Genomic DNA, 26,588 nt, shown 5'->3' with positions numbered 1-26,588 from the left:
TGATGGCTATCATGATTGTTGCCTTAACATGATGACTATCATGAAAAAGTCAATGCCAAAGGTGGAGAAATCTGAAATGAAGGTTAGCCGCGAACAGATGGCCGAAAACCGCCAAAGAATCCTGGAGGTCGCAAGCCGATTGTTTCGAGAAAAAGGGTTTGAGGCAGTCGGCGTCTCGGAGGTCATGCAGGCCTTGGGACTAACGCATGGCGGCTTCTACGGTCATTTCAGCTCGAAGGATGACCTCATCGTGCAGGCGCTCGCTCACGCGCTTGGCGAACGCAGTGGCGCGACACTTCCCCTTGGAGCATACATCGACGAGTATCTGTCGCCGCGCCACCGCGACAACAGGGCTGGTGGTTGTCCTATCGCCGGGCTTGTCGCCGACACGCTGCGCCAGACACCAGAGGCCCGTGCGGCGGTGACAGATGGCGTGCGGGTACAGCTAGACTGGATGAGTGAGAAGTCTACAGAGGCCGCCGAAGCCGATCGACGACGCCGGGCGATCGGAAGTTGGTCCGCGATGGTCGGGGCAACTATCCTGGCCCGGGCCATTGTCGATCCCGACTTGTCGAGGGAGATCCTAACGGAGACCCTGGCCTGGATCGATGACCGCCCCCGCCGGCCCGCCTCCGCACTTTCAGAACGTCAATGAGGAACTATGGCGCACGGTTTCCGTGTCTCGCCGCCCTGTGACATGGTCATGCCATCGCCGGAGCAGTCGTGCGCTGGCGTCCAAAACCCCTGCCTCCAGCCGCGCAGCCAGCATGGCGTCGCTCCGTTGCATCGCCCGTGAGCAAAGGTGAACACGGGTGCTATCGTTTCATGGTGACGACGACCTTGCCCTTGGCGCGCCCTGTTTCGACGTAAGCCAGAGCCTCATTGGTCGCTTCGAAGGGAAAGACCCGATCGACAACCGGGCGGATCGCTCCGGATTCGACGAGGGAGGTGATTTTGCTCAGCTGATCACCTTGCGCCCGCATGAACAGGAACGAAAACCCCACGCCCCGGCGCTTGGCTTTGCTCCGGATGCCGCGACTCAGCAGGCGCAGCACCAGCCTTAGCACCAGGTTCAGTCCCTGCTTCCTGGCAAATTCCGGATCCGGCGGACCGGAGATGGAGATGAGCTTGCCACCCGGTTTCAGCACAGTCAGGGACTTTTCAAGCGTCTTGGCGTCCTGGCTATTCACCACGACGTCGTAGCCCGACAGGACTTTCTCGAAGTCATCTTTCCTGTAGTCGACGACGACATCGGCGCCGAGACCCTTGACCAGGTCGGCACTCGCCGCGCTCGCTGTTGTCGCAACGGTCGCGCCGAGGTGTTTTGCCAGTTGGATGGCGAATGTCCCGACGCCGCCGGAGCCAGCCTGGATGAAGACCTTTTGGCCTTTCTTCATGTTTGCCCTCTCGATGAGAGCCTGCCAGGCAGTCAGGCCAACCAGAGGAATAGAAGCCGCTTCTTCCATGCTGAGGTTCTTTGGCTTCAGGGCCACGTCGGCTTCATCGATTGCTATGAATTCGGCGAATGTCCCGATCCGGCCATCACGCGGCCGCGCATAGACATCGTCGCCGGGTTTGAACTTGCGGACTTTCGGTCCCACCCGGACAATCGTCCCGGCCACGTCGTGGCCCAGGATGAAGGGCCGGCGATAGGGCAGGATGAGCTTGAACTCTCCGGTCCTGATCTTCGAATCCAGCAGGTTCACCCCCGCGGCATGGATCTCGACCAGGATATCGTTTTCCCCGAGCTGCGGCACCGGCATCTCGGCCAACCGCAGGATGCCTTTCTTGTTATATTTGTCGACGACGAATGCTTTCATGGCAGTTACTTTCTAAAATTGTTTCTTGGGCGCTAGGCCGCGAGGAAAGACTGGGCTTTCGGGACGAAATCGGCGTAGTTCTGGAAGACCCCGCCATGCCCGGCATCCGGGTAGATCACCAGTTGTGCCCCCGGGATTCGCCGGGCGAGATCGTGGGTATTGCTGCTCGGCACCATCCTGTCCTGGTCGCCATTCGCAACCAGGGTAGGAATGTGGATAGCGCTCAGATCTTGCGGCGCCTGCAGTCCATAGGCCTTGATCGCCTTGAGTTGCGCACCGAACGCGCTCAGCGATATCGGCTTGTCCCGGTTGGTCCGGCGCTCCTTCAACCGCTCCAGAAATGCGTTCGCGGCGCGCCGCCCATTCAGCGTCGTTGTGAAGAAGAGATAGTATTTCGGATCCCGAAAAGTCAGCGCGCCCTTGATCATGTCCACGATCGTCAGCGACGTCACCTTGTCGATGCCTTGGCCACCGGCCGGCCCCGTGCCGGCCAGGATGAGTTTGCGCACGAGCCTGGGCTCGGTCAGCACAATCTCCTGCGCCACGAAGCCGCCGAGCGAAAAGCCGAAGAGATCGACTTCTTCGAACCCCAACGCCCGGATAAAAGCGACCGCATCCCGTGCCATCTTGGAAATGGTCGACGGAGTTTTGCCACCCGAAGCACCAATGCCGCGATTGTCGAAGGCAATCACCCTCCGGGCCGCAGCGAGGCCATCGACAATGCGTGGATCAAAGTTGTCCAGCTGGGCGGCCAGATGGTTGAGCAGGATCACCGGCACGCCCGTCCTGGGCCCGAGTTCCCGGTAGACAAATGCGGTTCCGCCGACATCGACAGAGCGAGTTGGCGCGTCTTGGAACAATGCCGGGGAACGGGGCGGCTTATTGAGTGTATGTGTCATGCTTGGCACCTCCGTCTTGTGGGGCCTGGCCAATTGCGTTGTGGTTGCTGGTCGCATGTGCGTGAAATCCTTCTCCTCGCTGACGTTCAGACCGGCAGGCGGAACTGATTGCGCAAGGTCTTGTCGAACATCCCCGCGGGGGCAAAGCGGCGCAGCAGGCTGACCTGCCGCGCAGCCTTGCCCGCGGTGTAGCGCCGTCGCGGACGGGCATCGGTCGCGGCCTTGACGACCACATCCGCCACCACTTCCGGCCGATCGGCCTTGGGCATCACATCGCGAAGGAGAGCGTCGACCCCGGCCCGAGCCTGATCGTATTCCTTCAACAGCGAATCCGGTTCGATGCCGTTCTGGTCGAAGACGGTACGCACGTATGCCGGCTCGATGACCGAGACACGGATATTAAATGCACGAACCTCGTGGTCGAGCGATTCCGAATAGCCCTCGAGCGCGTGCTTGACCGCCGAGTAATGCGCTGAGTATGGGGCGGGTACCAATCCCAGAATCGAGCCGATGTTGATGATGCGCCCTTCGCCGCGCCGCCGCATCGACGGCAACACCGCGTTGGTCATGCGGATGACACCGAACAGGTTGACGTCGAACAGGGCCTGCACCTGTGCGATCGAGGATTCCTCGGCGCCTCCGAGCAGGCCGACGCCGGCATTGTTGACCAGCAGGTCGATCCGGCCGGTCCGCGACAGCACCGTCGAAACGAGTGCAGCGACGGCTTCACCGTCGGTCACGTCGCAAGCCAGCATGGTCACCCCGTCCGGCCCGTCGCTGGCTTGGCGGCGGCTCGTCCCAAAGACAGTAAACCCCGCTCGCGCCAGGGCCTCGGCGCTGGCGTGACCGATGCCCGACGAGGCTCCGGTCACGACAGCGGTTTTTCCGGAATTCATATTCATTTCGTGCTCCAAACGCATGAGGGCTAGCTTTTTCGCCCCGATTAAATTACACTCATAATATCAAATTATGACCATAATGCAATAGCGGAAAGGAAGTGCAGCCATGCGCTACGAAAAGGGCCGAAAGGACGCGTCACGCGGCCGGATCATGGAGGTCGCCGCCGACCGTTTTCGCAGCGACGGCATAGCCGCGTCCGGACTGGCAACCATCATGAGCGACGCCGGGCTTACCAACGGCGCCTTCTATCCCCACTTTCAATCCAAGGCGGAGCTTGTCCGTGAAAGCGTGGCAGCGGCCATGGAGCTTCAGTCGCAGCAACTGGCCGAAGCATTGGCCGCCGGTGGCCCGGAGATGGGCATAGAGGCATATCTGTCAGCCGAGCACCGGGACAATCCGGAAAAAGGCTGCGCGTCTGCCGCGCTGCTGCCGGAGCTCGCGCGTCAGCCATCTGAAACCCGCGAAGTCTATACCGACCACTTGCTGACGTTGGTGCGCCAGCTGGCTGAAGCACTTCCGCAGGCCAGGGATCCGGAAGGCGCGGCGCTGGGTGTCTTTGCAACGCTCATCGGCGCGCTGCAACTGGCCCGCGCGGTGGAAGGAACGGAGTTGTCGGATCGCATCCTCGCGGCGGGGAAAGATGCGGCGCGGTCACTGATTAAGCCGCGTTAGGGGCAGCGGCCCATCCTTGCAAACGCCCCGACCTTGCCGCCCCTCGCAAATCCGCGCGAAGGCCGCGCACGCCACGTCCCAGGCGCTGGCGCAGGAGCGTGCGCGATGTTGCCCCGTCGATGTAGCCGACCTCGGCCGCTATGGCGTCGGGGCGGACACAACGATGCGCGCCAAGCCATCTCCTATCAGTGCGCGGTGCCACGACCGGAAGGACCAGCGTCTCCCACCAGCACCAGTTCCGCATCGTCGGCGACATAGCGGACATAGCGATAGTCGCGAATGAAGCTGATCCGCCCTTCCCGCCACTCCAGCCACGTGAAATAGCCGGGCTTCGGGTCGCTCCGCCGTTCGAACACCGCGATCACCTCGCGGCCCTCGAGCCAGGCCGGCGTCACCCATACGCCATCGTCCTTGGCATAGATTGTGAAGAACATGCCGACATCCGCGGCACCCGAGCGCGGCGGGTGCAGGGACTGATTGAGCTTCACGTCGTCGGCAAGCAGCGCGCGCAAGCCGTCCCAGTCGCGCTGGTTGAACAGGGTGACATAGCGGACCACGGCATCGGATGGGATGCGCGCATCGGGCAGCGGAGTGGCATCGGCATTGATCTCCCGAAGCCGGGCCCGACCACGAGCCAGATGCCCTTTCACGGCATCGACCGTGATATCCAGCAGGCCAGCGATCTCGGCCAGCGGCTCGTCGAGCACGTCTTTCAGGATGATGACGCTGCGCTGGAGGATCGGCAGTTCCGCAAAGCGCGACACCGCGGTTTGGACGGCTTGCCTGCGCATCAGCACCTCCACGGGGTCGGCTTCGGCGTCGTCGACAATTTCGAGGGCCGCCTCGATGGGCTCGGCAACGCGGATCGCGCGACTGCGCAGCAGGTCCAGCGCACGGTTGTGAGCGATCCGGAACAACCAGGGTCGCAGTTGCGGCACCTCGCACAGCTCGTCGAGGGCAATGAAGGCTCGGGCAAAGGTGTCCTGCACGACGTCCTCGCCGTCGATGACCGATCCCATCAGGCGCGAGCAATAGCGGTGCAGCTCGGGCCGCAACGCGACAGCAAGGGCAAGCAGCCCCTCCTGGCGGTCGTGATCCACGGCAGGTCCTCTATCGCTCAAGGCGTCGCGCCCTCCATGACCGTGACTCCCGCGTCGCCGTTGAGGCCGAAGACGACGCCCTCGGCATATTGCGGATCTTCCAGCACGGAAACCACCCTATCGCCAAACGCACGGGGCGGCATCGGCGCACCGAAGCGGGCGACGAATTGTTCCGGCGTGATGCCCATGGAGCCCGCGTAGGCGTTGGCCGCAGCATCGCCGATCCCGGTGCCGAGGATCATCTGGCGCGGCACGATCGCCTGGAAGCGGATTCCGAGGTTCTTCTCCTGCGAGACGCCATTGGCGTATTTGGCCATGAACCACAGCATGCGTTTGGAGCCACCATAACCGCCCGACATCTGCGATCCGGTAACGGCCGCGCCACTCGATCCCACCAGCACGCGGCTCCCCGGCTTCAGCGGCAGGTTGAGCGCTGCCTGCAGCCAGTAGAGTCCCGCCTTGACGTCGGTTTCCCAGGCCACGGAGAAGTCCTCCCACTTCAACTGATCCAACCGGCCCATACGAGGCGTCGCACCGGCATTCAGCGCCAGGATATCCGGACGAACCTCGCCAAGGATACGGTAAGCAGAGTCTTCGTCCGTAACGTCGGCGGCGATGGTGGCGACCCCGAGCCGCGCACTGACCGCTTCCAGCGCTTCGGCACCGCGGGCGACGACCGTCACCCTGGCGCCCTGTTCGACCAGCGCCTCGACCAATCCGAGGCCAAGTCCGCGGCTTCCACCGGTGACCACGACAGTTTTATCCCTGAGGTTCATTGAGCCTGCTCCAATGCTTGACTGAAGCTATGACGTTTGACGTTCGGGAAAAGAGTCAGCCCTGCCGCGCGGCTCGGGCGTCAGAGAGGAGAAATCGCCTGCGGATGTCTTTACCCCATAGGCGCCGTAAAATGATCAAAATCAGAGCAAGATCCGCCGACTCCCCATGGTTTCGGATGCATTTGGAACCCGACCGTTACCGCTGAGCTCAATAGCCAGACCAGTGTGCGAGTGCAGGTCGAGGCATGGCGGGAATGCAAAGCGACGACTCCATCATTGCAGGCTGGGCGAAAGCGCGATGACAATCGGATGGTCACTGAGCGTAATTTCGACCGAACGCACGTTGCTCAGTGTTCCGACAGGCTCAACGCCAAGTGTTGGATCGTAGGTTCGTACCGACGCGCGCGTCTCGCCAAATTGGACCGTCACACGATCTTGACCGCTCAACCGTTCGCCCCACACAATAAGTTGGAACGTGCCGTCGCTGTCCTGCAGGAGTAGATCGTGAACGGTCTCGGGTTGATCTGCGATCGTGAAGTCGAGTTGGCCGGGTCTGGCGAGGATACCTTTGTCCGCCAAAATCGTCGTAAGGTTGTGAAGGTAGATCGCGGCCAAGCGGCGTGAATAATCAGCCTTGTAGAAGCCAAAAGATTGGTTGCCGTCTTCGTCGCTGCGGTCCCGCAACAGATAGACCGATGTATAGGCGTAGCCGCGCTTGAACTGCGCGAGGTACAGGCTCATCAAATTCAAGCCGTGCATTTGCTCCGTGACCGGACCTCCGATCTTGGTCCCGGTCTCGGTCGAGACACGCGGCAGGGTATTGAGTTGCTCCTGGGTATAACCCCGAAACCCTCTCGCCCACGTGACGCCGAAGTTGCCGAATAGCCCGTCCACTCTGGCTGCGGCGGTCGGATCGGCAGCGTGCCACGTCTTGTTGTCCGCCGGATACGGCGAATGTGGGTGGTAGATGTAGTTGTGCACATTGGCGTAGTCGGCATACGTCGTGCCGTCCGGCATCTTGGTTTGTGCGCCGGGCGGGATCGTAAGGAACTGAAGGCCGACATTGTCTCGCTGCGCGCCGGGTTCGGAGATCGACCAGACAGGATACTTCGCAAGGACCGGATCACTTTTGACAGCCTGATAGAGATCGCGCTGAAGCTTTGCGACCGCCATCCACGAAGTCTCCGCACCGCCGCCTTTCTCGCCCTGATAGGTGACACCCCAGGTGTTCGGCTCGTTGTTGCCCTCGAACGCGAGTAGCGCGCCGGCATCAGCGAGCACCTTACCTGTTTCGACCAACTTCTTCACATCCGTCCCACCACTGACCAATCCCCAACTCAGGCGCACGCCGGTTTCGCGATGTAGATCCAGAAAGGTTTGGATGGTTGTGGGACCCTTGTCGCTCAGACCTTCTATTCCCGCCCTTACCCATCGAAAGCCGCAATAGCGGACCATTTCGACAGTCCTGGCCAAAGGCTGGCCTCGATCGGGGAATGTGGTAACGACGCCGATGCTATTGAGAAAGTCGTTCGTCGCAACGGCGGTTTTGGGCGCTGCCAATGAATGGCGAGGTGATATCGACACCACAGCCAGCGCCACCCATGCGCCGACGAGGGAGCGAAGCATTTTGGACGGATTGATCATCACCTGGGACTTCAAGCCTCCTCTAACCCGCATGTCGCCACGGCGCATCGCCCGCCTTGGCGAGCCGATCAATTCTCACCGGCCGCGCGCTCGGAAACCTAAACAGAGTACCGCTGATGATGTCGCTCCCTCGATTTGTCGCCTGTGGGATCTCATACCGGTTCCGGGTGAAGCCGCACATATCGCAATTTGGATGAATCATCGACAAATGGGGCACAACGCGTCGGACTTGACCCGGAGGGGTATGGAGCTTGTTCAATACGTCGCGCGGGGTCTCTCATGGCACGACCGACCGGCCGGTCGAGGTCCTAAAGATCGAGAGTGACCATCATGCCGCGGACTTCGGCCATTTCGAGCAGCAGGTCCTGCAGGCTTTCGTCCAGTGCGGCACCGGTCAGCGCCAAAAGCTCGGCAATGCTCTCTCTCATCGATATGACGGCGGCGCCGGTCTTCTCGGCGAGCAACCGCCCGATGGCCGTGCGGATCAGGTCGTCCTGATCAGACATCGTGTCACCACCCACAGCTCCACGGCCTCCCCCATACTCCCCATGCCTCACCGGCGCTTTCTACGACAGGGCGTGGTTTCCCTTACGGTATGATTTTTGAAGCGGCGTCCGCCGCTGTGCTCACGCCTGCAAATCATCTGAAAGCGGCCGATCGTCTTCAGGATTTCAAAACGACCCATTCCCCACCCTGCACAAAAGTAGCGGCCAACGCCGGTGCTAGCCAATAGCGCACAGCTTGGCTTCTGTCATGCAAACCAGCCAATGCCGCGGCGCAGCACAGGTAAAATCACTGCGCACCATTTTAAAACTTGACGCGTGTCAATTTTTTATAAAACATGCGGAAATGCTGGCAAGTCATCGGCCAGCGCTCTGGGAGGAGCAATGCCTGACACGAAAGAGCGCCCGAACCTGGGCCGCAACCTTCGCATCCGAAGGCCGGCATCGGCTTGTCGGCAACTCGTTACGCCAGGCGTTGGGGTCGCTTGCGTCGTGTCAGCCATTTCAGTCGCCGAACAGCGAACCTTATGCAGGTCGTCGAAATAATCAGGAGGAGGAAACCATGCGCATGTTCAATTGCCCGAAACTCAGCACAGGCCTGCTTGGCGCAGGCATGCTTGCAATCATCATCTCAACGCCCGTCCACGCCGAGGACGCGGCGAAAGTCGCCGCCATCGTCAAAGGCCTCGACAACCCATTCTTCCAGACCATGCAGAAGGGCATCGAAGAGCAGGGCAAGGCCAGCGGCGTCAATGTCAGTGTCCAGGCCGCCGCCAACATGGGTGACGCCACCGGCCAGGCCGACCGCCTGACCGCCATGGCCATGCAGGAATTCGATTGCTACCTGGTCAATCCGATCAGCGTCTCCAACCTCGTCCAGGCGCTGGTGCCTGTCGCCCAGAAGAAAAAGCCGATCGTCAACATCGACAGCACCATCGACGCCGAGCAGGCCAAAGCCGCCGGTTTTGCCGTTTCGACCTATATCGGCACCGACAACGTCGCCGCTGGCGCGCTGGCCGGCGAGGAGATGCTGAAGCTGGTGCCGAAAGGTTCCAAGGTCGCTCTCATTGCCGGCATCGTCGGCGATGTCGGCAGCAACGCCCGCATCAAGGGCTTCAAGCAGGCCGTCGAAGGCAAGCTCGAGGTGGTGGTGATGGTCAGCGCCGACTGGGACCGCGAGAAGGCGCTGACCGCCGCCACCGATATCCTCGCCGCGCATCCCGATCTCGCCGGCTTCTTCGCCGCCAACGACATCATGGCGCTCGGCGTCGAGCGCGCCGTCCAGACCTCCGGCAAGGACGTCAAGGTGATCGGCCTCGACGGCATCGTCGACGCGCTGAAATCGATCGCCGCCGGCGAACTCTCCGCCACCGTCGCCCAGTACCCCTATGTCGTCGGCGCCATGGGCGTCGAAGCCTGCGCGGTGGCCGCCAAGGGCAAGGAACTGCCCGCCAACGTGCCGGCACCGGTGCTGCTGATCAACAAGGACAATGCGGAAGCGTCCTTGAAGAACTTCCCGCGCCCCGGCGGCGACTATCCCGATCCCTTCCGCGAGATGCTGAAGTGAGCTTGCCTTCGGACAACGCACCCGCCGCCCATTCGGCGGGCGCGGCGGAGGAGAGCCGCCCCTCCCTGTCGGCTCTCCTCCTTGATCCCTCCTTCTGGGCCGACTGGGCATCCGTCGTCGGCCTGGTCGGCCTCGTCATCGTCTTCGGCATTGCCCAGCCGGTCTTTCTCAGCGTCGCCAATCTGCAGGCACTGCTGCTGGCGGCGGCGATCCTGGTCGTGCTGTCGATCGGCCAGACCTTCGTCGTCGCGACGTCAGGCATCGACCTGTCGCTGGCGGCCGCCGTCATGCTCGGCGCCATCATTCTCGGCCTCGTCAACGGCGCCGGTTACGGCATCTTCATCGCCTGCGTGCTCGCCGTCGCCGCCACCAGCGCCGTCGGCTTCCTCAACGGCCTGATAATCACCGCCGGAAAAATCCCCGATTTCGTGGTGACGCTCGGCACGCTGTCGGGCATCACCGGCCTTGGCCTCATATTGTCGGGCGGCGAGCCGACCATGGTCGGCTCGACCTTCCTGCTGCGCCTGGCGTCGGGTTCCTTCGGACCGTTCGGCTATCCGGTCTGGGTGGCGATCGCGGCCGTCATCGTGGCCCATATCGCGCTCTACCACACCCGCTTCGGCGTCCATCTGCTGGCGACCGGCGGCCAGACCGAAAGCGCCGGCGCGCTCGGCATCCGCACCGACCGGGTCAAGATCGCCGCCTATACGATTTCCGGTTTTTGCGCCGGCATCGCATCGCTGCTTCTGGTCGCGCGCATCGGTTCGGCCGAGCCGCTGATCAACACCAGCCTGCTCCTGAACTCTGTGGCGGCGGTGGTGCTGGGCGGCGTCAGCCTGTTCGGCGGCCGCGCCAGCATTCTCGGCCCGGCCATCGGCGCGCTGATGCTCACCGCGCTCGTCAACGGCCTGACTCTGCTCAACGTGTCGGCCTTCTACCAACCGCTTGCCGTGGGCGCCATCGTGGTGCTGGCGGCGCTGATCATGCGGTACCAGAAATGAGCGCTGCCAATCACATCCTCGCCGCCGATGCGATCATCGCCTGCGAAGGGCTGAGCAAGCATTTCGGCGGCATCCGCGCCTTCACCGATGTCGCCTTCCAGGCCCGCCGCGGCGAGGTCACCGCCGTCATCGGAGACAATGGCGCCGGCAAGTCGACGCTGATCCGCAGCCTGGTCGGCGTCCATCAGCCGGATGCCGGCAGCCTGTTCTTCGACGGTCGCGCGCGACCCTTCGCCAATCCCGACGAGGCGCGCAAGGCCGGCATCGAGACGGTGCACCAGAACCTGGCGCTGATCGACGAACTGACGGTCGCGCAGAACCTGTTCCTCAACCGCGAGATCGTGCGCCGCATCGGCCCCTTCGCCTTCCTCGACCGCAAGGCGATGAAACGCGAGGCCCGCTCCATGCTGTCGCGGCTGTCGATCAACGTGCCATCGATCAACCAGCGGGTGCGGCGCCTGTCGGGCGGCCAGCGGCAGGCGATTTCGATCTGCCGCGCCGTCGGCTCCGGCGCCAAGCTGGTGGTGATGGACGAGCCGACGGCCGCACTCGGCGTGCAGGAAACGGCCAATGTCGAAGCGCTGATCCGGCGCCTGCGCGATCAGTCGGTCAGCGTCATCCTGGTCAGCCACAATTTTGATCAGGTCCGCCGCCTGTCCGACCAGATCTGGGTGATGCGGGCGGGAAAGATGGTAGCGACCGTGCGCGCCTCGGAAACATCAGGCAACGAACTCGTCGCGCTGGTCACCGGCGCGGTGTGAAGACAAACAAGTTGGCTGAAGTTGAAACAGGAGTGTGCCGTGGCGGTGATCCGTGTCGGGCTTGTCGGTCTTGGAGAAGTCGCGCAGTCGATCCATTTGCCGGTGCTGAGCGATCAGCGCGACCGCTGGGTGATCGCTGGCGTGCACGACGTGTCGCCGAGCCTGGTGGCGCTGTGCACATCGCAGTACCCGTCGGCAAAAGCCTTCGAGACGGCCGAGGCACTGATCGCTTCGCCCGACATCGACGCGGTCTTCGTGCTGTCGTCCGACGACACCCACAGCCGCTTCGTGCGTGCCGCGATCAAGGCCAACAAGCATATCCTGCTGGAAAAGCCCGCCTGCCTGACGGTGCGCGAGATCGACGACTTGCTGGCGTTGATGCCGGGCTACGACAAGACGCTTTTTGTCGGCTACATGCGCCGCTACGCGCCGGCCTATCTGGCGGCAAAAGATGAACTGCCCGCCTTCGCCGACATCACCCATGTCCGCATCTTCGATCTGATCTCGGAAGGCCGGCATTTCCTTAGGAAAAGCCACAACGTCCTTTACCCCCAGGACATCGATCCTGCCCTGCTTTCGCGTGGCGCCAAGGAACGCGATGCGCTGATCCGCGAAGTCGTCGGCGCCGACGCGCCCGCCGATCTGGTGCGCGCCTATCGCGGGCTGACCGCGCTGTCCTCGCACCACATTTCGGCGATGCGCGGGCTGCTTGGCGAGCCGGCCCGCGTGCTTGCCGCGCACCGCACCAATGGCGGCGCCAACACCAGCGTCACCTTCGACTACGGGCATTTCGCCTGTCTGTATGACGCGGTGGTCGACGATCTCGGCCTGTTCGACGCCATGATCGAGGTGCGCTCCAACACCAGGCGGGTGCGCATCATCTACGACACGCCCTATATCCGCAGCCTGCCGACCCGGCTGGAGGTGACCGACGCCGGCCCGCTCGGCCCGGTGACCAGGGCCATCGCCCCGCTCTATGGCGACGCCTTCTCCAACGAGTTGGAGGCTTTCCACCGCCACATCCGCGAAGGCACCAGGCCACTGACCGACCTCGCCGATTCACGCCGCGATCTGGCGCTGATGGCCGATATCATCGAGCGGATGAAGGAGAGCGGCCGGCACTGAGCCTGTTCGAAACTCGCTCTGGTGAGTCATATGGTGGTGGTTTCGAGAACCGGCGCGCAGCGGACATTTGGGTCCGTGAGCACCGGAAGCGCAGAAAACGCCATCACATGGCCGCCAGAGTAGAGTTTCTACTTCCCGCAATGATGATCGTTGATCTTGTTCAATGCATACGCGTCGGGTCCAACGCGATCGTAGGAGCACGCGCCGGCCGCCGTGGTGACCAACTGCTGATCATAGTAACGCGGGCCGCCGAACAGGAAATTGATGAGATCGTCCCCGGCGGGAACATGGCGTTCGGATTGGGGCCGGTGATGCCGGTCGCCCGCGAATGCCGAGGCGCAAAAGCTTGAGCCTGTCGCGAAAGCAAGAGCCAAGATCGCAACGCATTTCGTGGTCATCGGCAACCCTCCCGGCAATTCGGAATCACACCATACATCCAAAATCGCCAGCCGGACAAAAGTTCCCAAAGACCGCGGTTTCGTGAGCCCGGCCAGACGCGATACCGCAGGAATGCCAAGTCCCGCCGAAGACCAACCGCGTTTGGCTCTTGCCGAAGCCGGCGGCCTCGCTCATCCATGACGCTGTGCCGACAGCCTTGGAACCAGCGATGACCGATGCCAGCCTTTATTTAGTCGAAGCGACGATCGACCAATTGCGCCGCGCGCTCGACGAGGGCACGGTGACCAGCGTCGAACTGGTCGGAGCGTATCTCAGGCGCATCGCCCATTTCGACCGCCACGGCATCACGCTGAATGCTGTCCCGGTGCTCAACCCAACGATGTTCGAGGAGGCCGCCGCTTCCGACCGGCGCCGCCGCAACGGCACCGTGCTCGGGCCGCTCGACGGCATCCCCTACACCGCCAAAGACAGCTACAAAGTCGCCGGGCTGACGATGGCTGCCGGCTCGCCGGCTTTCGAACATCTCGTCGCCAACGAGGATGCCTTCACCATCGCCCGGCTGCGCACCGGCGGCGCCGTGCTGATCGGCCTCACCAACATGCCGCCGATGGCCAATGGCGGCATGCAGCGCGGCGTCTATGGTCGCGCCGAAAGCCCCTACAATGCCGACTATCTGACCGCCGCCTTCGCGTCGGGCTCGTCCAACGGTTCCGGCACGGCGACATCAGCCAGCTTCTGCGCTTTCGGGCTTGGCGAGGAAACCTGGTCGTCCGGCCGCACACCGGCTACCAACAACGCGCTGGTCGCCTACACGCCGTCGCGCGGCGTCATTTCGGTGCGCGGCAACTGGCCGCTGGTGCCGACCATGGATGTCGTGGTGCCGCACACGCGCAGCATGCCCGACATGCTCGAACTGCTCGACGTGATCGTCGCCGACGACCCGGAGACGAGAGGCGATTTCTGGCGCGCGCAGCCCTGGGTCGCGCTGCCGAAAAGCTCCGACGTGCGCCCGCCGCGCTACACGGACCTCGCGCTTATGGGGTCGCTGAAAGGCATGCGGCTCGGCGTGCCCAAAATGTATATCGGCCGCGACAGCGGGGCCGATGCGCCCATCGAAACCCGCGCCTCGGTGCTTGCTTTGTGGGAGCAGGCGGCGGCCGATCTGAAGCAGCTTGGCGCCGAGGTGATCGAAGTCGATTTTCCCGTCGTCTCCAACTATGAGCGCGACCGGCCCGGCGCGCGCAGCATGGTCGAGCGAGGGCTGGTGCCGGAAGAATTCGCCGACCGCGAAATCTGGGATCTCTGCATCTGGGCTTGGGATGATTTCCTGCGCGCCAATGCCGACCCGGCGCTGCCCGATCTCGTCTCGGTCGATGGCGGAAAGATCTTTCCGCAGCCGCCGGGCACGCTGCCCGACCGCTATGAGGGCGGCTTTGACCTCTCGGAATATGTCGAGCGGGCGCGGTCCGGCGTCACACCGGTCGCGGAGATCCCAGCGCTCGCAGACGGCCTGAAGGGGCTGGAAGCGACAAGGCGGATCGATTTCGAGGACTGGCTGGACACGCAACGCATCGACGCCGTGGTGCTGCCCGCCGCCGCCGATGTCGGGCCGGCCGATGCCGACATCAACGAGGCGTCCGCCGCCCTTGCCTGGCGCAACGGCACCTGGGTCGCCAACGGCAATCTGGTCTGGCGCCATCTCGGCATCCCGACCGTCACCGTGCCGATGGGAACCATGGCCGACATCGGCATGCCGGTCGGCCTCACCTTCGCCGGCAAGGCCTATGATGACGAAAGGCTCTTGCGCATAGCCGGCGATTTCGAACGCTCCACCCAGCGCCGCCGCCGCCCGCCGCGCACGCCTGAACTGGCCGACGATGTCTTTTCGCACCGTCCCGGCCAAGCCGGGAACAGCACGGCGCCTGCGCTCTCCATCGCGCTTGCCGCCGAGACGCGGCCGTCCGGCGATCAGCACGAGATCGCCATCACGCTCGACCTGCCTGGCGAGGCGAACGAAGCGACCAGCGTCAAGGTGCACGTCAACGGAAAGGCCGTCGCACTGCAGCAAAGCGGTTTGCGCTTCAGCGGATGTGTGCTCGTCCCGGCCGCCGAACATCAGCGCTTCCACAGCGTCTGGCGCGGCTCGTACGGCTCGATCGTGACGGCAGTGGTGCGGCTGGAGGATGGCCGCACCGCCGGTGCCTATGCGGTCACCGGCGGCATCGGCTGAATATCGCCTTGCGGATCACGCGGCGTTCAGAGACCGTTTCGAAACTCGCTCCTGCGAGTCATATGGTGGTGTTTTCGAGAACCGGAGCGGAGCGTGCATTTTGAGTACGTGAGCACCGGAAGCCCAGAAAACGCCGCCAGATGGCCGCAGGAGTAGAGTTTCCAAACGGTCTCTCAATCCGTCCTGATCCAGACCCCCTTGGTGTTGAGATATTCGTCGAGATGCTCGGCACCACCCTCGCGGCCGTAGCCGCTCATCTTGTAGCCGCCGAAGGGTACCGCCGGATCGATCGCGTGATAGGTGTTGACCCAGACGGAGCCGGCGCGCAGGCGGTTTGCCAGTTGGTGCGCCTTGCCGACGTCGCGGGTGAAGACGCCGGCACCCAGCCCATAGGGCGTGTCGTTGCCGCGCCGCACCACCTCGTCCTGCGTATCGAACGGCAGCGCCGAAATCACCGGGCCGAAGATTTCTTCCCGGGCGATGCGCATATCGTCGGTCACGCCCGAGAACACACTCGGCGCGATGAAATTTCCCGCACCGAGCCCGCCTTCGGTGATGCGGTTGCCGCCGGTGACCAGGCGGGCGCCCTGCCTGGTGCCGTCCTCGATGAAGCCGGTGACGCGTTCGAGCTGCCTGGGCGAAATCAGCGGCCCGATCTCGGTTTCGGGGTCGGCGCCGTCGCCGATCCTGAGTTTTGCCGCATAGGCCGAGACCCGCTCGACGAATTCCTCGTAGATCGGCCGCTCGACGAACAGCCGCGAGCCGGCGATGCAGATCTGGCCGGAATTGGCGAACACCGACATCGCCGCTATCGGCACGGCGCGTTCGAGATCGGCGTCGGCGCAGACGATGACCGGCGACTTGCCGCCAAGCTCCAGCGAAACGCGCTTCATGTTGCCGGCCGAGGCGCGCAAAATGCTCTGGCCGGTCACTGTGGAGCCGGTGAACACGATCTTGTCGACGTCCATATGGGCGGCGAGCGGCGCGCCGGCCTCCGTGCCGGTGCCGGTGACGACATTGACGACGCCGGCGGGCACGCCGGCTTCCATCATCAGCGCGCCGATCAACAGCGGCGTCAGCGGCGCTTCCTCGGAAGGCTTCAGCACGATGGTGCAGCCGGCCGCCAGCGCCGGGCCGATCTTCCAGATCGAGGCGGCTGTCGGCGCGTTCCACGGAATGATCGCGCCGACGACGCCGACCGGCTCCTTGCGCGTGTAGGAGACGATGTCGCCCGGCAGCGAATTGCCGATCGTGTGGCCATGGATCGACGTCGCCATGCCGGCATAGAAGCGTAGCATGCCGAGCACGCGGTTCTTGTTGGCGAGCGTGCGCACGATGGGCATGCCCATGTCCGTCGTGTCGGAAAGCGCGATCTCCTCCCAGTGGCGTTCCATCAGGTCGGCGATCCTGAGCAGCAGCACCTGGCGCTCATAGGGCTTGAACCGGCTCCACGGCCCATCGAAGGCGCGCCGGGCAGCGGCCACCGCGAGGTCGATATCGCTGGAATCGGACAATGGCACGGTGCCGATCACGGCGCCGGTAGCGGGGTTTCGGGTCTCGAAAGTCCGGCCACTGCGCGCGTCGCACCAGGCGCCATCGATCAGCATCTTGCGGTGCCGGCCATCGATCGGCGTGTGCAGCGGCAGGCCTTTAACCGACACCGTCATGCTCCTGTCCTCCTTCCGCAACCGACCGACCTAGCGGGCGGCCCAGACAAGGCCACGCTCGACAATCAGCGCCATCTCCGGAACCGCGAACTCGTCGGCATTGTGTCCGAGCGCACTGTAAAAGACCTTTCCAGCCCCGTAGCGACGCTTCCAGACAACCGGCATGACGACACCGCCTATCCCGGGGAAATGTGCGTCGGTGAAGGTGGTCGTGGCCAGCACCTCGTTGCCCGGATCGACATGCATGTAATATTGCTCCGATCGATAGGCGAAATCACTGATGCCGCTGGTGATCGGATCATCCGGTCTGGTGACAGCGACCGTGTAGTCGATGATGTCGCCGGGATGGGCAACCCATTGGCCGCCGGTCATGAACTGATAATCGGTTTCGCTGCGGAAACTGTCACACATCGTGCCGTGAAAGCCGCCGAGCCCGCTGCCTTGGCGAACGGCGAGAACCAGGTTCTGAAGTTCGGCCTTTTCGATCGTCGACATCGTGATCACGGGCACGATGAGATCGAAGGAGGCAAGCGCCGGATCGGCGAACATCGCCGTGCCCTCGCCGAGCGTGACGTCGAATCCGTTGCGCTCAAGCAGCGCACGCACAACTTTCGCGCTCTGCTCCGGTGTGTGTCCTTGCCAGCCGCCCCAGGCAATCAAGGCTTTCTTCGGCATCTTGTCTCTCCCTGCACTATCCGCCCTGATCGATCCGAGGTCAGCGCCAGCCCAGCGCCGGAGCGACATGGGTCAGGATCGCCTCGATGACATGCGCGTTGTAGTCGACGCCGAGCTGGTTGGGCACGGTGAGCAGCAGCGTGTCGGCCTCGGCGATCGCCTCGTCCTGCGCCAATTCCTTGACGAGCACATCCGGCTCGGCCGCATAGCTGCGCCCGAAGATCGCCCTGGTATTTTCCTCGATGAAGCCGATCTGGTCGCTGCTCTGGTTGCCGCGCCCGAAATAGGCGCGGTCGCGGTCGTCGACCAGCGCGAAGATGCTGCGGCTGACCGAGACGCGCGGTTCGCGCTGATGCCCGGCCGCCTTCCAAGCCTCGCGGTAGATGCGGATCTGCTCGGCCTGCTGGACGTGGAACGGCTTGCCGCTCTCGTCGAATTTGAGCGTCGAGCTCTGTAGGTTCATGCCAAGCTTCGCTGCCCATTCCGAAGTGGCGTTGGTGGCCGCACCCCACCAGATACGCTCGCGCAAGCCCTCGGAATGCGGCTCCAGGCGCAGCAGGCCGGGCGGGTTGGGGAACATCGGCCGTGGATTGGGCTGTGCGAATCCCTCGCCCCGCAGCGTGTCGAGGAAGACCTCGGCGTGATGGCGCGCCATATCGGCGTCGCTCTGTCCTTCCGGCGGCACGTAGCCGAAGTAGCGCCAGCCATCGATCACCTGTTCGGGCGAGCCGCGGCTGATGCCAAGCTGCAGCCGGCCGCCGGCAATGATGTCGGCAGCACCGGCGTCCTCGGCCATGTAGAGCGGATTCTCGTAGCGCATGTCGATGACCGCTGTGCCGATCTCCATGCGGCTGGTCCTGGCGCCGACAGCCGCCAGCAGCGGAAACGGCGACGCGAGCTGGCGGGCGAAATGATGGACGCGGAAATAGGCGCCGTCCGCGCCCAGTTGCTCGGCGGCGACGGCGAGGTCGATGGACTGCAGCAGCGCGTCCGATGCCGACCGCGTCTGTGATTGCGATGAGGGCGTCCAGTGCCCGAATGACAGGAAACCGATTTTCTTCATGCCATGCGATATATGGAAGTGGCGGATGGATTGCAAAGCGGTTCGCCCTGGCTGCAGCCTCCCAGCCATCGCGGCGGATCGATGCTTTGCGAAGGGAGAAGCCGATGCTGAAAAGGACCTGCATCGTCGAGATCGAGGCGCTTGTGTCGCGCCCTTCGTCGCCATGTTGCTCGGCGTCGGCCAGCGACGCTGGTCCCATCAAATAATCCTGATCCGCGTGGCGCTCCCGTTGCGAAACCGGCTAGAAGTGGTAGCTACCATTGCATATAATTAAATCAACTTGATTTGTTTTCTGCGGAAAGTTTGTTGGTAACGCACACATGACCCCTAGGAAAGCCATCGCTGGCACCAATCTCGAACAGGCCAAGTCACACAATCGGCGCGTGGTGATCGAAGCGATCAGGACCAACGGCGCATTGTCGCGGGCAGCGATTGCGCGCCTGACGGCGCTGAGCACGCAGACCATCTCCAACATCGTCGAGGAACTCGAGCGGGAAGAGCTGCTTTGCGCGCAAGCCACGCTGAAGGGCGCGCGCGGCCAGCCGGCGGTCCCCTATTCGATCAATCCCGACGGCGGCTATTCGATCGGCCTGCAGCTCGACCACCAGCTGGCGGCGGGCGTCATCACCGATCTCTCCGGCACGGTTCGCGCCCGCATCGAGCGCCGGATCGACCGGCCGACGCCGGCGCAGGCGATGCCCCTGCTTGCCGCGATAGCCGGGGACCTGATGCGCAAGTTTCGTTTCGACCGCAACCGCCTGCTTGGCATCGGCATGGCGATGCCGGGCCCGTTCGACGTCGAGGGCATGACCTCGGTCGGACCGACCGCACTGCCCGGCTGGCAGGATTTCCCCGTCGCCGAGGAATTGCAGCGGCTGACCGGCATTCCAGTGACGGTTGAGAACGACGCCACTGCCGCCGCCATCGGCGAACGGCTCTATGGCGTTGCCCGCAACCTCAGCAGTTTCGTCTATTTGTTCATCGGCACCGGCCTTGGCGCCGGCCTGTTCCTTGACGGCCATCTCTACAAGGGCAGCCGCCACAATGCCGGCGAGATCGGCCACATGATCGTCAAGCCCGGCGGCCTCGAATGCGGCTGCGGCAAGCGTGGCTGCCTCGAACGCTATGTCTCGTTGCGTGCCGCCTATGAATGCCTGGAAATCCCCGACCCCGATCATGCCTCGCCGGAATTGCTCCAGGCATTGCTGGCCAATGGCGACAGCCTGGAAGCATGGGTCGCCCAGGCAATCGATCCGCTGCGCCAGGCCATCAACATGCTCGAACTGGCTCTCGATCCGGAAACCGTGGTCCTTGGCGGCTTCATGCCGGTCGGCGTCATCGAGCTTCTGGCGAGCCGGCTCGACCCATTGTACCTCTCGGTCAGCTCGACCAGCGCCCGCACCGTGCCGCGGGTCCTTGTCGGCGCTGCCGGCAAGGACACTTCGGTCCTTGGTGCCGCCGCGCTGCCGATCTTCTCCGAGACCAATCCGCAATTCGACGTTCTGCAGAAGCCGCATGCCGGCTAGGCTCTCAGGCTGCCCCCGTAGAGCACCGGCATCAGCCCGGCGAGCGCCTTGAACCGTTCCCAGGATTTCCGCTCCGGCCGCGTCCAGCCGGTTTCCGCCAGCGCCGAGATGCGGGGAAACACCAGCCGGTCGAAGACGGCGCGGTCGGTCATCGGCTCCGACCAGATGCAGGCCTGCACGCCGAGCAGTTTGGTCTTCTGATCGTCCGTCCAGCCCTCGACGGGATCGAAGCCATACAGCTTTTCCGGGTCGGACCAGCCGGCCCAGGCCGCACCCGGTTCCGACCAGGCCGGGCTGTTGGCCATGTCGAGGTAGTAGACCTGGCCGGGGCAGACCACCATCGCATAGCCCTCCCCCGCAAGGGCGGCCGAGGCTTCGACCGTTCGCCAGCCGCACAGGTAGCTTTTCTGCTTGTCGATGACGTTGCCGTGCGCCGCCTCCTGCCAGCCGCCGGTGATGCAGCCGCGAGACGCAAGGAACGATTGCATGCGCTTGAGAAACTCCGCCTGCAGCACCGCCGCGCCGGAGCCGTCGATCTCATCGGCGCCATGCGTGTTGGTGACCACGTTGAGACGCTTGGCATGTGCTGCCGCCAGCCCCTCGCCGCCAACCTCCGTGAGCCGCGCCAGCGCCAGCGGCGAGCCCGACCAGGCGCCCAGCGGCACCTCGTCGGCGCCGATATGGATGGTCTTGAACGGAAACAGTTCGATCAGTTCGTCGAGGATTTTTTCCAGCACATGGTAGGTTTCCGGCCGCGCCGGATTGATGCAATTGTTGGGAAACCCCTGCACGGAGAAGTACTCGCCGCTCTCGCCGGGGTCGCGCAGCTCCGGGATCGCCTGCAGCATCGCATAGCAATGCCCCGGTACGTCGATCTCCGGCACGACCTCGATGCCGAACTGGCCGGCCAGTTGAACGACCTCGCGCACGGCAGCCTTTCTGTAGTAGCCGCCGCTCGGCTCCGGGCCGGAGCCCAGCAAGGGCGGCACCGGCAGCCCATGGCCGCGCCATGCGCCGACCTTCGTCAACTCCGGATAGGCCGATATCTCGACCCGCCACGCCTCGTCGTCGGACAGATGCCAGTGGAAGCGGTTGAGCTTGTTCCAGGCAAGGATCCGCAGGAAGGTCTTGATCTCGGCCGTTGCATAGAACTGCCGGGCGACGTCGAGATGCGTGCCGCGCCAGCCGAGCGCCGGCTCATCACGGATTTCGCCCTCGGCCGGGAAGAGAAACGTCTCGGGGTGCGACCGCGCCCCGCGCAGGATCTGGCCGAGCGTGACCAGCCCGTAGACCAGTCCGGTTTTCGTCCCCGCCGAAACCGCGACGCCATCGGCTGAAAAGCGGATCGCATAGGCCTCCGGGCCAAACCCATCCGCGATGCCGAGATCGATCGGCAAGCCTCCTTCGGCCTCGTTGCGCACAATGCCTTCGACAGCAAACAAGCTGTCGACAAGGTCGCCGAACGCGCTGACCGCATCGGCGGCTGCCGCACCGTTCGGCAGAAGTGCCAGGCCTTGCGGAACCACGCGCCGGCCGGAGACCGCAACGGTTTGCGGCCACGGTATGATCGAGACCGGCACGGGCGCCCGCGCGGGAACCGGATAGATTTCGGCGCCGCGCTTCAACACCGCATTGTCGCCGATCGCCTTGGTCGGAACCAATGCAACGGGGGCTACGGTACCATCGGCAAGTACGAGGTAGGCAGCCGTGGCGCCGTCGGTCCAGTGCCGCAGCGGATAGCTCAGCCCATGCGCGGTGACGGTCCATGTCTCGTTCGGCTCCAGCACGAATCCGTCCGGCGGCACGAATTCGGAATGGTTGGACAGCCGCTCCGCCAGCCTGCCGCCTTCGACGGTGACAGCCGGATCGATGCGGGCCGGACCGCTGACGCACAGCGCAAACCCTTCAATCGCCTTCGACGACAAATTGGTGAGCGTCAGTGAATAGGCGAGCTTCTCGGTGGCGGTGGCCGGCGACCAGGTCGTTTCCAGACGAAATGCGGATTTGGATTGAAGTGTCATGATGAGCTTTCGAAATCAGTAATTGGTCTTGAGCAGGCCAGCATAGACCCCGGGCGCGGAATCCGGGATCTGCCTGGCGCCGACGGTGCGCTCGTAGAATTCGGACGGACCGACATCGCCGATGATGCCGTAGCCATAGCCCATGACGCGCATGTCGATCAGCGTGGCCAGCAGCAGCGCGTGGCCGATGCCGGCGCCACGCGCGGCCTCGTCGACGCCGGTCGGGCCGAAGAAGCCGCGCGCGATTGCATCGTAGACGGCAAAACCGACCAGCCTGCCGTCGCGTGTCGCCAGGAAGCACGAGACCGGCTGGCGCGAAAACGCCACCGTCGTCTCGCTCGACCAGCCCGCGCTGAATGTCTGCCGCACCCAGCCGGTCACCAGTTCGAGTTCCGGCGCCAGCGCCCGGCGGATGGTGACGGCGGCGCCCCGAATGCGCGCATCGAGTTCGGGATCGGGAGCAAGCAGCGAAAGATTGACGAGATAGTCCATGGAAACCCTGTGATTCAGTTCAGGAAACGGCGCCCAGCGCGCGGACGAAATGGTTGGGGCCGACCTGATCGACCTTGGCGCAGGATGGCCGGCTCAGCCGTCGCACCTCCTCGGCGTGGCCGAGGAAGCGCGCGCTGTCACCTGCCACGAACGGCCGGTCGGGGTCCGGCACCGCCGAAAGCAGCAGTTGCGTATAGGGATGGCGGGCATTGCCGATCACCGAGAGCGTGTCGCCCCACTCGACCATCTGGCCGGCGAACATGACGATCACCTCCTCGGCGACATGGGCGGCGGTGGCGATGTCATGCGTTATGTAGAGCAACGCCAGCTGCCGCTCCTGCTTGATGCGCGCCAGGAGTTCGAGGATGCCGAGGCGGATCGAGACGTCGAGCATCGAGGTCGGCTCGTCGGCGACCAGCACATCGGGCTGCACGGCGAGCGCACGCGCGATGTTGACGCGCTGGCGCTGGCCTCCCGACAGTTCATGCGGAAACTTGTGCGCGGTCAGCGCCGGCTCCAGCCCGACCCAGTTGAGCAGATCGGCGACGCCTTGCACCTGCTCCGCCTTGCTTTTGGCGTGGCCATGCAGCGCCAGCGGCCGCGCCAGATGATGCTGCACCGAGAACACCGGGTTGAGCGAGGCGAACGGATCCTGGAACACCATCTGCACGGCGCGGCGGTAGGCCTTTTCCTCGGCGGCCGTGCCGATCTGCGTGATGTTGCGGCCGCGGTAGAGCATCTCGCCGCCGGTCGGGGTGTCCATGCGCGAAATGATGCGCGCGCAAGTCGTCTTGCCACAGCCGGATTCGCCAACCAGCGCCAGCGCGCGGCCGCCTTTCAGCGACAGCGAAACACCGCGCAATGCCTGCACCAGACCGAAGCTGCGTTCGATGCCCTCCAGCCTGACGATCGGCTCGGCCGCAATGGCTGCCGGGGGAACAGTCGTCACCGCATTCATGCGATCGCGTCCTTCACCGCGGGGTGGCCGGGCAGTTGCGGGATCGCGCCCCAGAGCTTTCGAGTGTAGTCATGCGCCGGCGCGCGGCTGACCTGCCGGACATCGCCGACCTCGACCAGTTCGCCCTTCAGCATCACCCCGATCCGGTGACAGAGCTGCGCCATCAGATGCAGGTCGTGGGTGATGAACAGCACCGAGAAACCATAGCCGCGCTGCAGGTCGATGACCTGCTCAAGGATTTCGCGCTGCACGACCACGTCGAGCGCCGTCGTTGGCTCGTCCATGATGATCAGCTCCGGCTTCAGCGCCAGGCAGATGGCGATGACGATGCGCTGGCGCATGCCGCCAGAGAACTGATGCGGATAGTCGGTCAGCCGGCTGGCTGGAATGCCGACCAGCTTGAACATCTCTTCGGCGCGCGCCCGCGATTTCTCGCGTGTCGAGCCCGTGTGCCGGCGCAGCACGTCGTGGAACTGCGCCTCGACCCGCATCAGCGGATTGAGCGAGTTCATCGCGCTCTGGAACACCATGCCGATCCCCCGCCAGCGTACCTCCTGCAGCCGGCCTTCCGGCAGCTTCAGGAGATCCTGGCCGTCGAGCAGGATCTCGCCGCCTGCCACCCAGGCAGGCGCCTTGGCGAGCCGGGTGATGGCGTAGGCGATCGTGCTCTTGCCGCAGCCGGATTCGCCGGCAAGCCCGAACAATTCGCCACGGCCGATGTCGAAGGACACATTCTTGACCGCGCGGAAGGCGCCCTTGTCGAGCAGGTAGTCGACGCTGAGGTCACGGATTTGCAACAGCGCCTCGCTCACCGTGCCGCCTCCAGTTCGCGCTTGCGCAGGCGGCTGAGGCGCAGCCAGCGGCTGAGCGCCGGGCCGGAGCGCAGCTGCGGATTGGCGATCTCGTCGAAGGTGAAGTTCAAGAGCGCAAGGCCCAGGCCGACCAGTGCGATGCCGGCCGCCGGCGCGCTGATGTCCCACCACGCACCGACGATGATGGCGGACGAATTCTGCGCATTGTAGAGCATCGTCCCCCAGGTGACGTTGAGCGGGTCGCCGAAGCCGAGATATTCGAGCGTCGTCTGCGCGACGATGGCGTAGATGATCGAGCCGACGATGTTGATGCCGATCAGCGGCACCAGATTGGGCAGGATCTCGACAAAGATGATGCGCCAGGCAGGCTCGCCGACCATGCGCGCCGCGGTCACGAACTCACGGTTTCTGAGTGCCATCGTCTGCGACCGCGTCATACGCGCCCCCCACGGCCATGAGGTCAGCGCGATGATCATCATAATGGCGACCGGCCCGACCGTGCCCGCGAAGGAAGCGAGCAGGATCAAGAGCGGAATGTTGGGGATGACCAGCACCGCATTGGTGATGAGGTCCAGCGTCGCGTCGGTGCGGCCGCCAAAATAGCCGGCGACCAGCCCGATGATCGTACCAAGCGCGGTGATGAACAGGCCGGTGGCAAAGCCGACGGCCAGCGACGGGCGCGCGCCCCAGACGAATTGCGCATAGACGTCGCGGCCCATCTTGGTGGTGCCGAAATAATGCTCGACGGTTGGCGGCTGGTGCGAGCGGCCGACGCGCTCGCCCGGATCGGTCGGCGCCAGGATCGGCGCCAGCAGCGCCATCAGGCACAGCGCCGTGACGATGATCAGCCCGGCGACGGCCTTCTTCTGCCGCCACAGGAGTTGCCAACCGAAGTTCATGCCCGTTCCTCCCGGATGCGCGGATCGACGACACCGTAGAGGATGTCGACCAGCAGATTGGCGCCGAGCGTCGCCATCGTCATCAGCAGCAGCTGGCCTTGGATGACCGGATAGTCGCGCGCGACGCTGGCGGTGAACAGTGTCAGCCCGAGGCCGGGATAGTTGAAGACGATCTCGGTGACGATCGAGCCGCCGAAGACAGCGCCGAGCATAAGCGCCAGATTGGTCAGCACCGGCAGCATGGCGTTTCGCGCCGCATAGGAAAACATCACTGCGGTCTCGCCGAGCCCCTTGGCGCGGCCCATGGTGACATAGTCCTCGCCGAGCACCGATATCATCGAGGAGCGCATCGTCGTCTGAAACTCACCGATCAGATAGGGCGACAGGGTCAGCACCGGCATTACCGCGTGCCAGAAGACACTGCCGAAAAAGGTGAAGTTCAGGCCCGGATCGAGATCGGGATTGTAGGCATAGCCGACCGGAAACCAGCGCAGCGTTACGCCAAAGGTGAACAGGGTCGCCAATCCAATGATGACCGGCGGGATGGCGATCAGCACGACAGAAAACGGCGAGACGAACGCATCGAAGCGTCCGCCTCGCCGCCAGGCTGCCACTGCGCCGAGGGAGACTCCGACGCAGAGGGAAAAGATGATCGCCGTGGTGACCAGGAAGGCGGTCCAGCCGGCCGAACGGGCGAGGACCTGGGTGACGGTCTGCGGATAGTATTTCACCGACACGCCGAGATCGAACCTGGCAAGGCCGGTGATGTAGTCGACGAATTGCCCCAGGATCGGCTGTTCGACGGCGCCGAAGCGGGCCTTGATCGCCTCGATCGCCGCCGGGGTCGCACGCGGCCCGAGCTGCGCGATCATGCCGTCGACCGGGCTTCCCGGCATCAGCCGGGGAACGGTGAAATTCATCACGATGGCAAACAGGAAGGCGACGAAATAGACCCCAAGCCGTCGAAGAGGAATCCGCATCGGCTATTCCTTGTGCTCGGTTTCCTTCTCCGTCCGGCGGAGAAGCTGTCGCCGAAAGCGACGGGCGAAGAAGCGACTGCAGTCGTTTGTCCATGTCC

At 64.0% G+C, this 26,588-nt stretch carries 25 protein-coding genes; 8 read left to right on the top strand and 17 right to left on the bottom strand.

What is annotated here, in order from left to right:
- Positions 1-76 precede the first annotated feature (76 nt).
- A complete protein-coding gene (locus AC1RZR_RS14380) occupies positions 77-655 on the top strand; it encodes a TetR/AcrR family transcriptional regulator (RefSeq protein ID WP_481829061.1) in 579 nt (192 codons plus the stop codon).
- A gap of 160 nt (positions 656-815) precedes the next feature.
- Here the strand turns inward: AC1RZR_RS14380 and AC1RZR_RS14375 are convergent, their stop codons facing one another.
- From AC1RZR_RS14375 to AC1RZR_RS14365, 3 genes are all read right to left on the bottom strand, one after another.
- Positions 816-1,820: an NADP-dependent oxidoreductase gene (locus AC1RZR_RS14375; protein WP_477270914.1), complete on the bottom strand. Its 1,005-nt coding sequence runs from the start codon at positions 1,818-1,820 to the stop codon at positions 816-818.
- A 32-nt stretch (positions 1,821-1,852) separates the two neighbouring features.
- Complete coding sequence (locus tag AC1RZR_RS14370) at positions 1,853-2,719, bottom strand: alpha/beta fold hydrolase (protein WP_481829060.1); 867 nt, start codon at positions 2,717-2,719, stop codon at positions 1,853-1,855.
- Positions 2,720-2,805: 86 nt separating this feature from the next.
- A complete protein-coding gene (locus AC1RZR_RS14365) occupies positions 2,806-3,621 on the bottom strand; it encodes an oxidoreductase (RefSeq protein WP_477270910.1) in 816 nt (271 codons plus the stop codon).
- 103 nt (positions 3,622-3,724) lie between these two features.
- Here AC1RZR_RS14365 and AC1RZR_RS14360 point away from each other — a divergent pair, with 103 nt between their 5' ends.
- Positions 3,725-4,291, top strand: a complete 567-nt coding sequence (locus AC1RZR_RS14360) for a TetR/AcrR family transcriptional regulator (protein ID WP_477270908.1) — start codon at positions 3,725-3,727, stop codon at positions 4,289-4,291.
- 185 nt (positions 4,292-4,476) lie between these two features.
- Here the strand turns inward: AC1RZR_RS14360 and AC1RZR_RS14355 are convergent, their stop codons facing one another.
- The 4 genes from AC1RZR_RS14355 to AC1RZR_RS14340 all read right to left on the bottom strand — a co-directional run bounded on the left by AC1RZR_RS14355 (position 4,477) and on the right by AC1RZR_RS14340 (position 8,317).
- A complete protein-coding gene (locus AC1RZR_RS14355) occupies positions 4,477-5,412 on the bottom strand; it encodes a sigma-70 family RNA polymerase sigma factor (RefSeq protein ID WP_481828697.1) in 936 nt (311 codons plus the stop codon).
- On the bottom strand, positions 5,409-6,167 hold the full coding sequence (locus AC1RZR_RS14350) for an SDR family NAD(P)-dependent oxidoreductase (protein ID WP_477270906.1): 759 nt from the start codon (positions 6,165-6,167) through the stop codon (positions 5,409-5,411). Before AC1RZR_RS14350 ends, AC1RZR_RS14355 begins: the two co-directional genes overlap by 4 nt.
- 273 nt (positions 6,168-6,440) lie before the next feature.
- Positions 6,441-7,811: a glycosyl hydrolase gene (locus AC1RZR_RS14345; RefSeq protein ID WP_481828696.1), complete on the bottom strand. Its 1,371-nt coding sequence runs from the start codon at positions 7,809-7,811 to the stop codon at positions 6,441-6,443.
- A 308-nt stretch (positions 7,812-8,119) separates the two neighbouring features.
- Positions 8,120-8,317 (bottom strand): hypothetical protein, encoded by a 198-nt coding sequence (locus AC1RZR_RS14340; protein ID WP_477270902.1) that lies wholly within the window; start codon positions 8,315-8,317, stop codon positions 8,120-8,122.
- A 559-nt stretch (positions 8,318-8,876) separates the two neighbouring features.
- Here AC1RZR_RS14340 and AC1RZR_RS14335 point away from each other — a divergent pair.
- Genes AC1RZR_RS14335 through AC1RZR_RS14320 form a run of 4 tightly spaced genes read left to right on the top strand, consistent with a single transcriptional unit; the run spans position 8,877 to position 12,768 of the window.
- Entirely contained in the window at positions 8,877-9,881 is a 1,005-nt protein-coding gene (locus tag AC1RZR_RS14335; protein ID WP_477270900.1) for a sugar ABC transporter substrate-binding protein, read from the top strand.
- Positions 9,878-10,882 carry an ABC transporter permease gene (locus AC1RZR_RS14330; RefSeq protein WP_477270898.1) on the top strand — a complete coding sequence of 335 codons (1,005 nt, stop codon included), beginning with the start codon at positions 9,878-9,880 and terminating at the stop codon, positions 10,880-10,882. Before AC1RZR_RS14335 ends, AC1RZR_RS14330 begins: the two co-directional genes overlap by 4 nt.
- Positions 10,879-11,643, top strand: a complete 765-nt coding sequence (locus tag AC1RZR_RS14325; protein WP_477270896.1) for an ATP-binding cassette domain-containing protein — start codon at positions 10,879-10,881, stop codon at positions 11,641-11,643. The genes AC1RZR_RS14330 and AC1RZR_RS14325 overlap by 4 nt, the downstream gene beginning before the upstream one ends.
- A gap of 39 nt (positions 11,644-11,682) precedes the next feature.
- A complete protein-coding gene (locus AC1RZR_RS14320; RefSeq protein ID WP_477270894.1) occupies positions 11,683-12,768 on the top strand; it encodes a Gfo/Idh/MocA family protein in 1,086 nt (361 codons plus the stop codon).
- A 128-nt stretch (positions 12,769-12,896) separates the two neighbouring features.
- On the opposite strand, the gene AC1RZR_RS14315 is transcribed toward AC1RZR_RS14320, so the two are convergent.
- Entirely contained in the window at positions 12,897-13,235 is a 339-nt protein-coding gene (locus tag AC1RZR_RS14315; protein WP_477270892.1) for a hypothetical protein, read from the bottom strand.
- A 140-nt stretch (positions 13,236-13,375) separates the two neighbouring features.
- On the opposite strand from AC1RZR_RS14315, the gene AC1RZR_RS14310 reads away from it, so the two are divergent.
- The gene (locus AC1RZR_RS14310) at positions 13,376-15,397 is read left to right on the top strand and encodes an amidase (protein WP_481828695.1); all 2,022 of its coding nucleotides are present in this window, start codon (positions 13,376-13,378) and stop codon (positions 15,395-15,397) included.
- Between the two features lie 173 nt (positions 15,398-15,570).
- Here AC1RZR_RS14310 and AC1RZR_RS14305 read toward each other — a convergent pair whose 3' ends face one another.
- From AC1RZR_RS14305 to AC1RZR_RS14295, 3 genes are read right to left on the bottom strand one after another with little or no spacing between them, the layout of a single operon-like run.
- Positions 15,571-17,064, bottom strand: coding sequence for an aldehyde dehydrogenase family protein (locus tag AC1RZR_RS14305; RefSeq protein ID WP_481828694.1), 1,494 nt, complete (start codon positions 17,062-17,064; stop codon positions 15,571-15,573).
- Positions 17,065-17,094: 30 nt separating this feature from the next.
- A complete protein-coding gene (locus AC1RZR_RS14300) occupies positions 17,095-17,739 on the bottom strand; it encodes a ThuA domain-containing protein (protein ID WP_477270886.1) in 645 nt (214 codons plus the stop codon).
- A 40-nt stretch (positions 17,740-17,779) separates the two neighbouring features.
- The gene (locus AC1RZR_RS14295) at positions 17,780-18,802 is read right to left on the bottom strand and encodes an LLM class flavin-dependent oxidoreductase (protein WP_481828693.1); all 1,023 of its coding nucleotides are present in this window, start codon (positions 18,800-18,802) and stop codon (positions 17,780-17,782) included.
- Between the two features lie 320 nt (positions 18,803-19,122).
- On the opposite strand from AC1RZR_RS14295, the gene AC1RZR_RS14290 reads away from it, so the two are divergent.
- Positions 19,123-20,328, top strand: coding sequence for an ROK family protein (locus tag AC1RZR_RS14290; protein ID WP_481828692.1), 1,206 nt, complete (start codon positions 19,123-19,125; stop codon positions 20,326-20,328).
- On the opposite strand, the gene AC1RZR_RS14285 is transcribed toward AC1RZR_RS14290, so the two are convergent.
- The 6 genes from AC1RZR_RS14285 to AC1RZR_RS14260 are packed head-to-tail and all read right to left on the bottom strand — an operon-like array spanning position 20,325 to position 26,490.
- Positions 20,325-22,349 (bottom strand): beta-N-acetylhexosaminidase, encoded by a 2,025-nt coding sequence (locus tag AC1RZR_RS14285; protein ID WP_481828691.1) that lies wholly within the window; start codon positions 22,347-22,349, stop codon positions 20,325-20,327. The genes AC1RZR_RS14290 and AC1RZR_RS14285 overlap by 4 nt on opposite strands.
- 15 nt (positions 22,350-22,364) lie before the next feature.
- Entirely contained in the window at positions 22,365-22,841 is a 477-nt protein-coding gene (locus AC1RZR_RS14280; RefSeq protein WP_481828690.1) for a GNAT family N-acetyltransferase, read from the bottom strand.
- Between the two features lie 19 nt (positions 22,842-22,860).
- Positions 22,861-23,799: an ABC transporter ATP-binding protein gene (locus AC1RZR_RS14275; protein WP_481828689.1), complete on the bottom strand. Its 939-nt coding sequence runs from the start codon at positions 23,797-23,799 to the stop codon at positions 22,861-22,863.
- Positions 23,796-24,611: an ABC transporter ATP-binding protein gene (locus AC1RZR_RS14270; RefSeq protein WP_481828688.1), complete on the bottom strand. Its 816-nt coding sequence runs from the start codon at positions 24,609-24,611 to the stop codon at positions 23,796-23,798. Before AC1RZR_RS14270 ends, AC1RZR_RS14275 begins: the two co-directional genes overlap by 4 nt.
- The gene (locus tag AC1RZR_RS14265; protein ID WP_477270872.1) at positions 24,608-25,510 is read right to left on the bottom strand and encodes an ABC transporter permease; all 903 of its coding nucleotides are present in this window, start codon (positions 25,508-25,510) and stop codon (positions 24,608-24,610) included. The genes AC1RZR_RS14270 and AC1RZR_RS14265 overlap by 4 nt, the downstream gene beginning before the upstream one ends.
- On the bottom strand, positions 25,507-26,490 hold the full coding sequence (locus AC1RZR_RS14260) for an ABC transporter permease (protein WP_095091099.1): 984 nt from the start codon (positions 26,488-26,490) through the stop codon (positions 25,507-25,509). The genes AC1RZR_RS14265 and AC1RZR_RS14260 overlap by 4 nt, the downstream gene beginning before the upstream one ends.
- Positions 26,491-26,588 lie beyond the last annotated feature (98 nt).

The organism is Mesorhizobium bavaricum, assembly GCF_056781655.1.
Note: the sequence above shows the minus strand (reverse complement) of the source record. Positions and strands in the feature narration are given on the sequence as shown.

Excerpts from the sequence above, each read along its gene's own strand:
- AC1RZR_RS14280 (WP_481828690.1), bottom strand. The coding sequence starts at position 22,841 with ATGGACTATCTCGTCAATCTTTCGCTGCTTGCTCCCGATCCCGAACTC.
- AC1RZR_RS14285 (WP_481828691.1), bottom strand. The coding sequence starts at position 22,349 with ATGACACTTCAATCCAAATCCGCATTTCGTCTGGAAACGACCTGGTCG.
- AC1RZR_RS14265 (WP_477270872.1), bottom strand. The coding sequence starts at position 25,510 with ATGAACTTCGGTTGGCAACTCCTGTGGCGGCAGAAGAAGGCCGTCGCC.
- AC1RZR_RS14275 (WP_481828689.1), bottom strand. The coding sequence starts at position 23,799 with ATGAATGCGGTGACGACTGTTCCCCCGGCAGCCATTGCGGCCGAGCCG.
- AC1RZR_RS14370 (WP_481829060.1), bottom strand. The coding sequence starts at position 2,719 with ATGACACATACACTCAATAAGCCGCCCCGTTCCCCGGCATTGTTCCAA.
- AC1RZR_RS14295 (WP_481828693.1), bottom strand. The coding sequence starts at position 18,802 with ATGAAGAAAATCGGTTTCCTGTCATTCGGGCACTGGACGCCCTCATCG.
- AC1RZR_RS14345 (WP_481828696.1), bottom strand. The coding sequence starts at position 7,811 with ATGATCAATCCGTCCAAAATGCTTCGCTCCCTCGTCGGCGCATGGGTG.
- AC1RZR_RS14380 (WP_481829061.1), top strand. The coding sequence starts at position 77 with ATGAAGGTTAGCCGCGAACAGATGGCCGAAAACCGCCAAAGAATCCTG.
- AC1RZR_RS14360 (WP_477270908.1), top strand. The coding sequence starts at position 3,725 with ATGCGCTACGAAAAGGGCCGAAAGGACGCGTCACGCGGCCGGATCATG.
- AC1RZR_RS14365 (WP_477270910.1), bottom strand. The coding sequence starts at position 3,621 with ATGAATATGAATTCCGGAAAAACCGCTGTCGTGACCGGAGCCTCGTCG.
- AC1RZR_RS14340 (WP_477270902.1), bottom strand. The coding sequence starts at position 8,317 with ATGTCTGATCAGGACGACCTGATCCGCACGGCCATCGGGCGGTTGCTC.
- AC1RZR_RS14335 (WP_477270900.1), top strand. The coding sequence starts at position 8,877 with ATGCGCATGTTCAATTGCCCGAAACTCAGCACAGGCCTGCTTGGCGCA.
- AC1RZR_RS14310 (WP_481828695.1), top strand. The coding sequence starts at position 13,376 with ATGACCGATGCCAGCCTTTATTTAGTCGAAGCGACGATCGACCAATTG.
- AC1RZR_RS14260 (WP_095091099.1), bottom strand. The coding sequence starts at position 26,490 with ATGCGGATTCCTCTTCGACGGCTTGGGGTCTATTTCGTCGCCTTCCTG.
- AC1RZR_RS14305 (WP_481828694.1), bottom strand. The coding sequence starts at position 17,064 with ATGACGGTGTCGGTTAAAGGCCTGCCGCTGCACACGCCGATCGATGGC.
- AC1RZR_RS14325 (WP_477270896.1), top strand. The coding sequence starts at position 10,879 with ATGAGCGCTGCCAATCACATCCTCGCCGCCGATGCGATCATCGCCTGC.
- AC1RZR_RS14300 (WP_477270886.1), bottom strand. The coding sequence starts at position 17,739 with ATGCCGAAGAAAGCCTTGATTGCCTGGGGCGGCTGGCAAGGACACACA.
- AC1RZR_RS14375 (WP_477270914.1), bottom strand. The coding sequence starts at position 1,820 with ATGAAAGCATTCGTCGTCGACAAATATAACAAGAAAGGCATCCTGCGG.
- AC1RZR_RS14290 (WP_481828692.1), top strand. The coding sequence starts at position 19,123 with ATGACCCCTAGGAAAGCCATCGCTGGCACCAATCTCGAACAGGCCAAG.
- AC1RZR_RS14350 (WP_477270906.1), bottom strand. The coding sequence starts at position 6,167 with ATGAACCTCAGGGATAAAACTGTCGTGGTCACCGGTGGAAGCCGCGGA.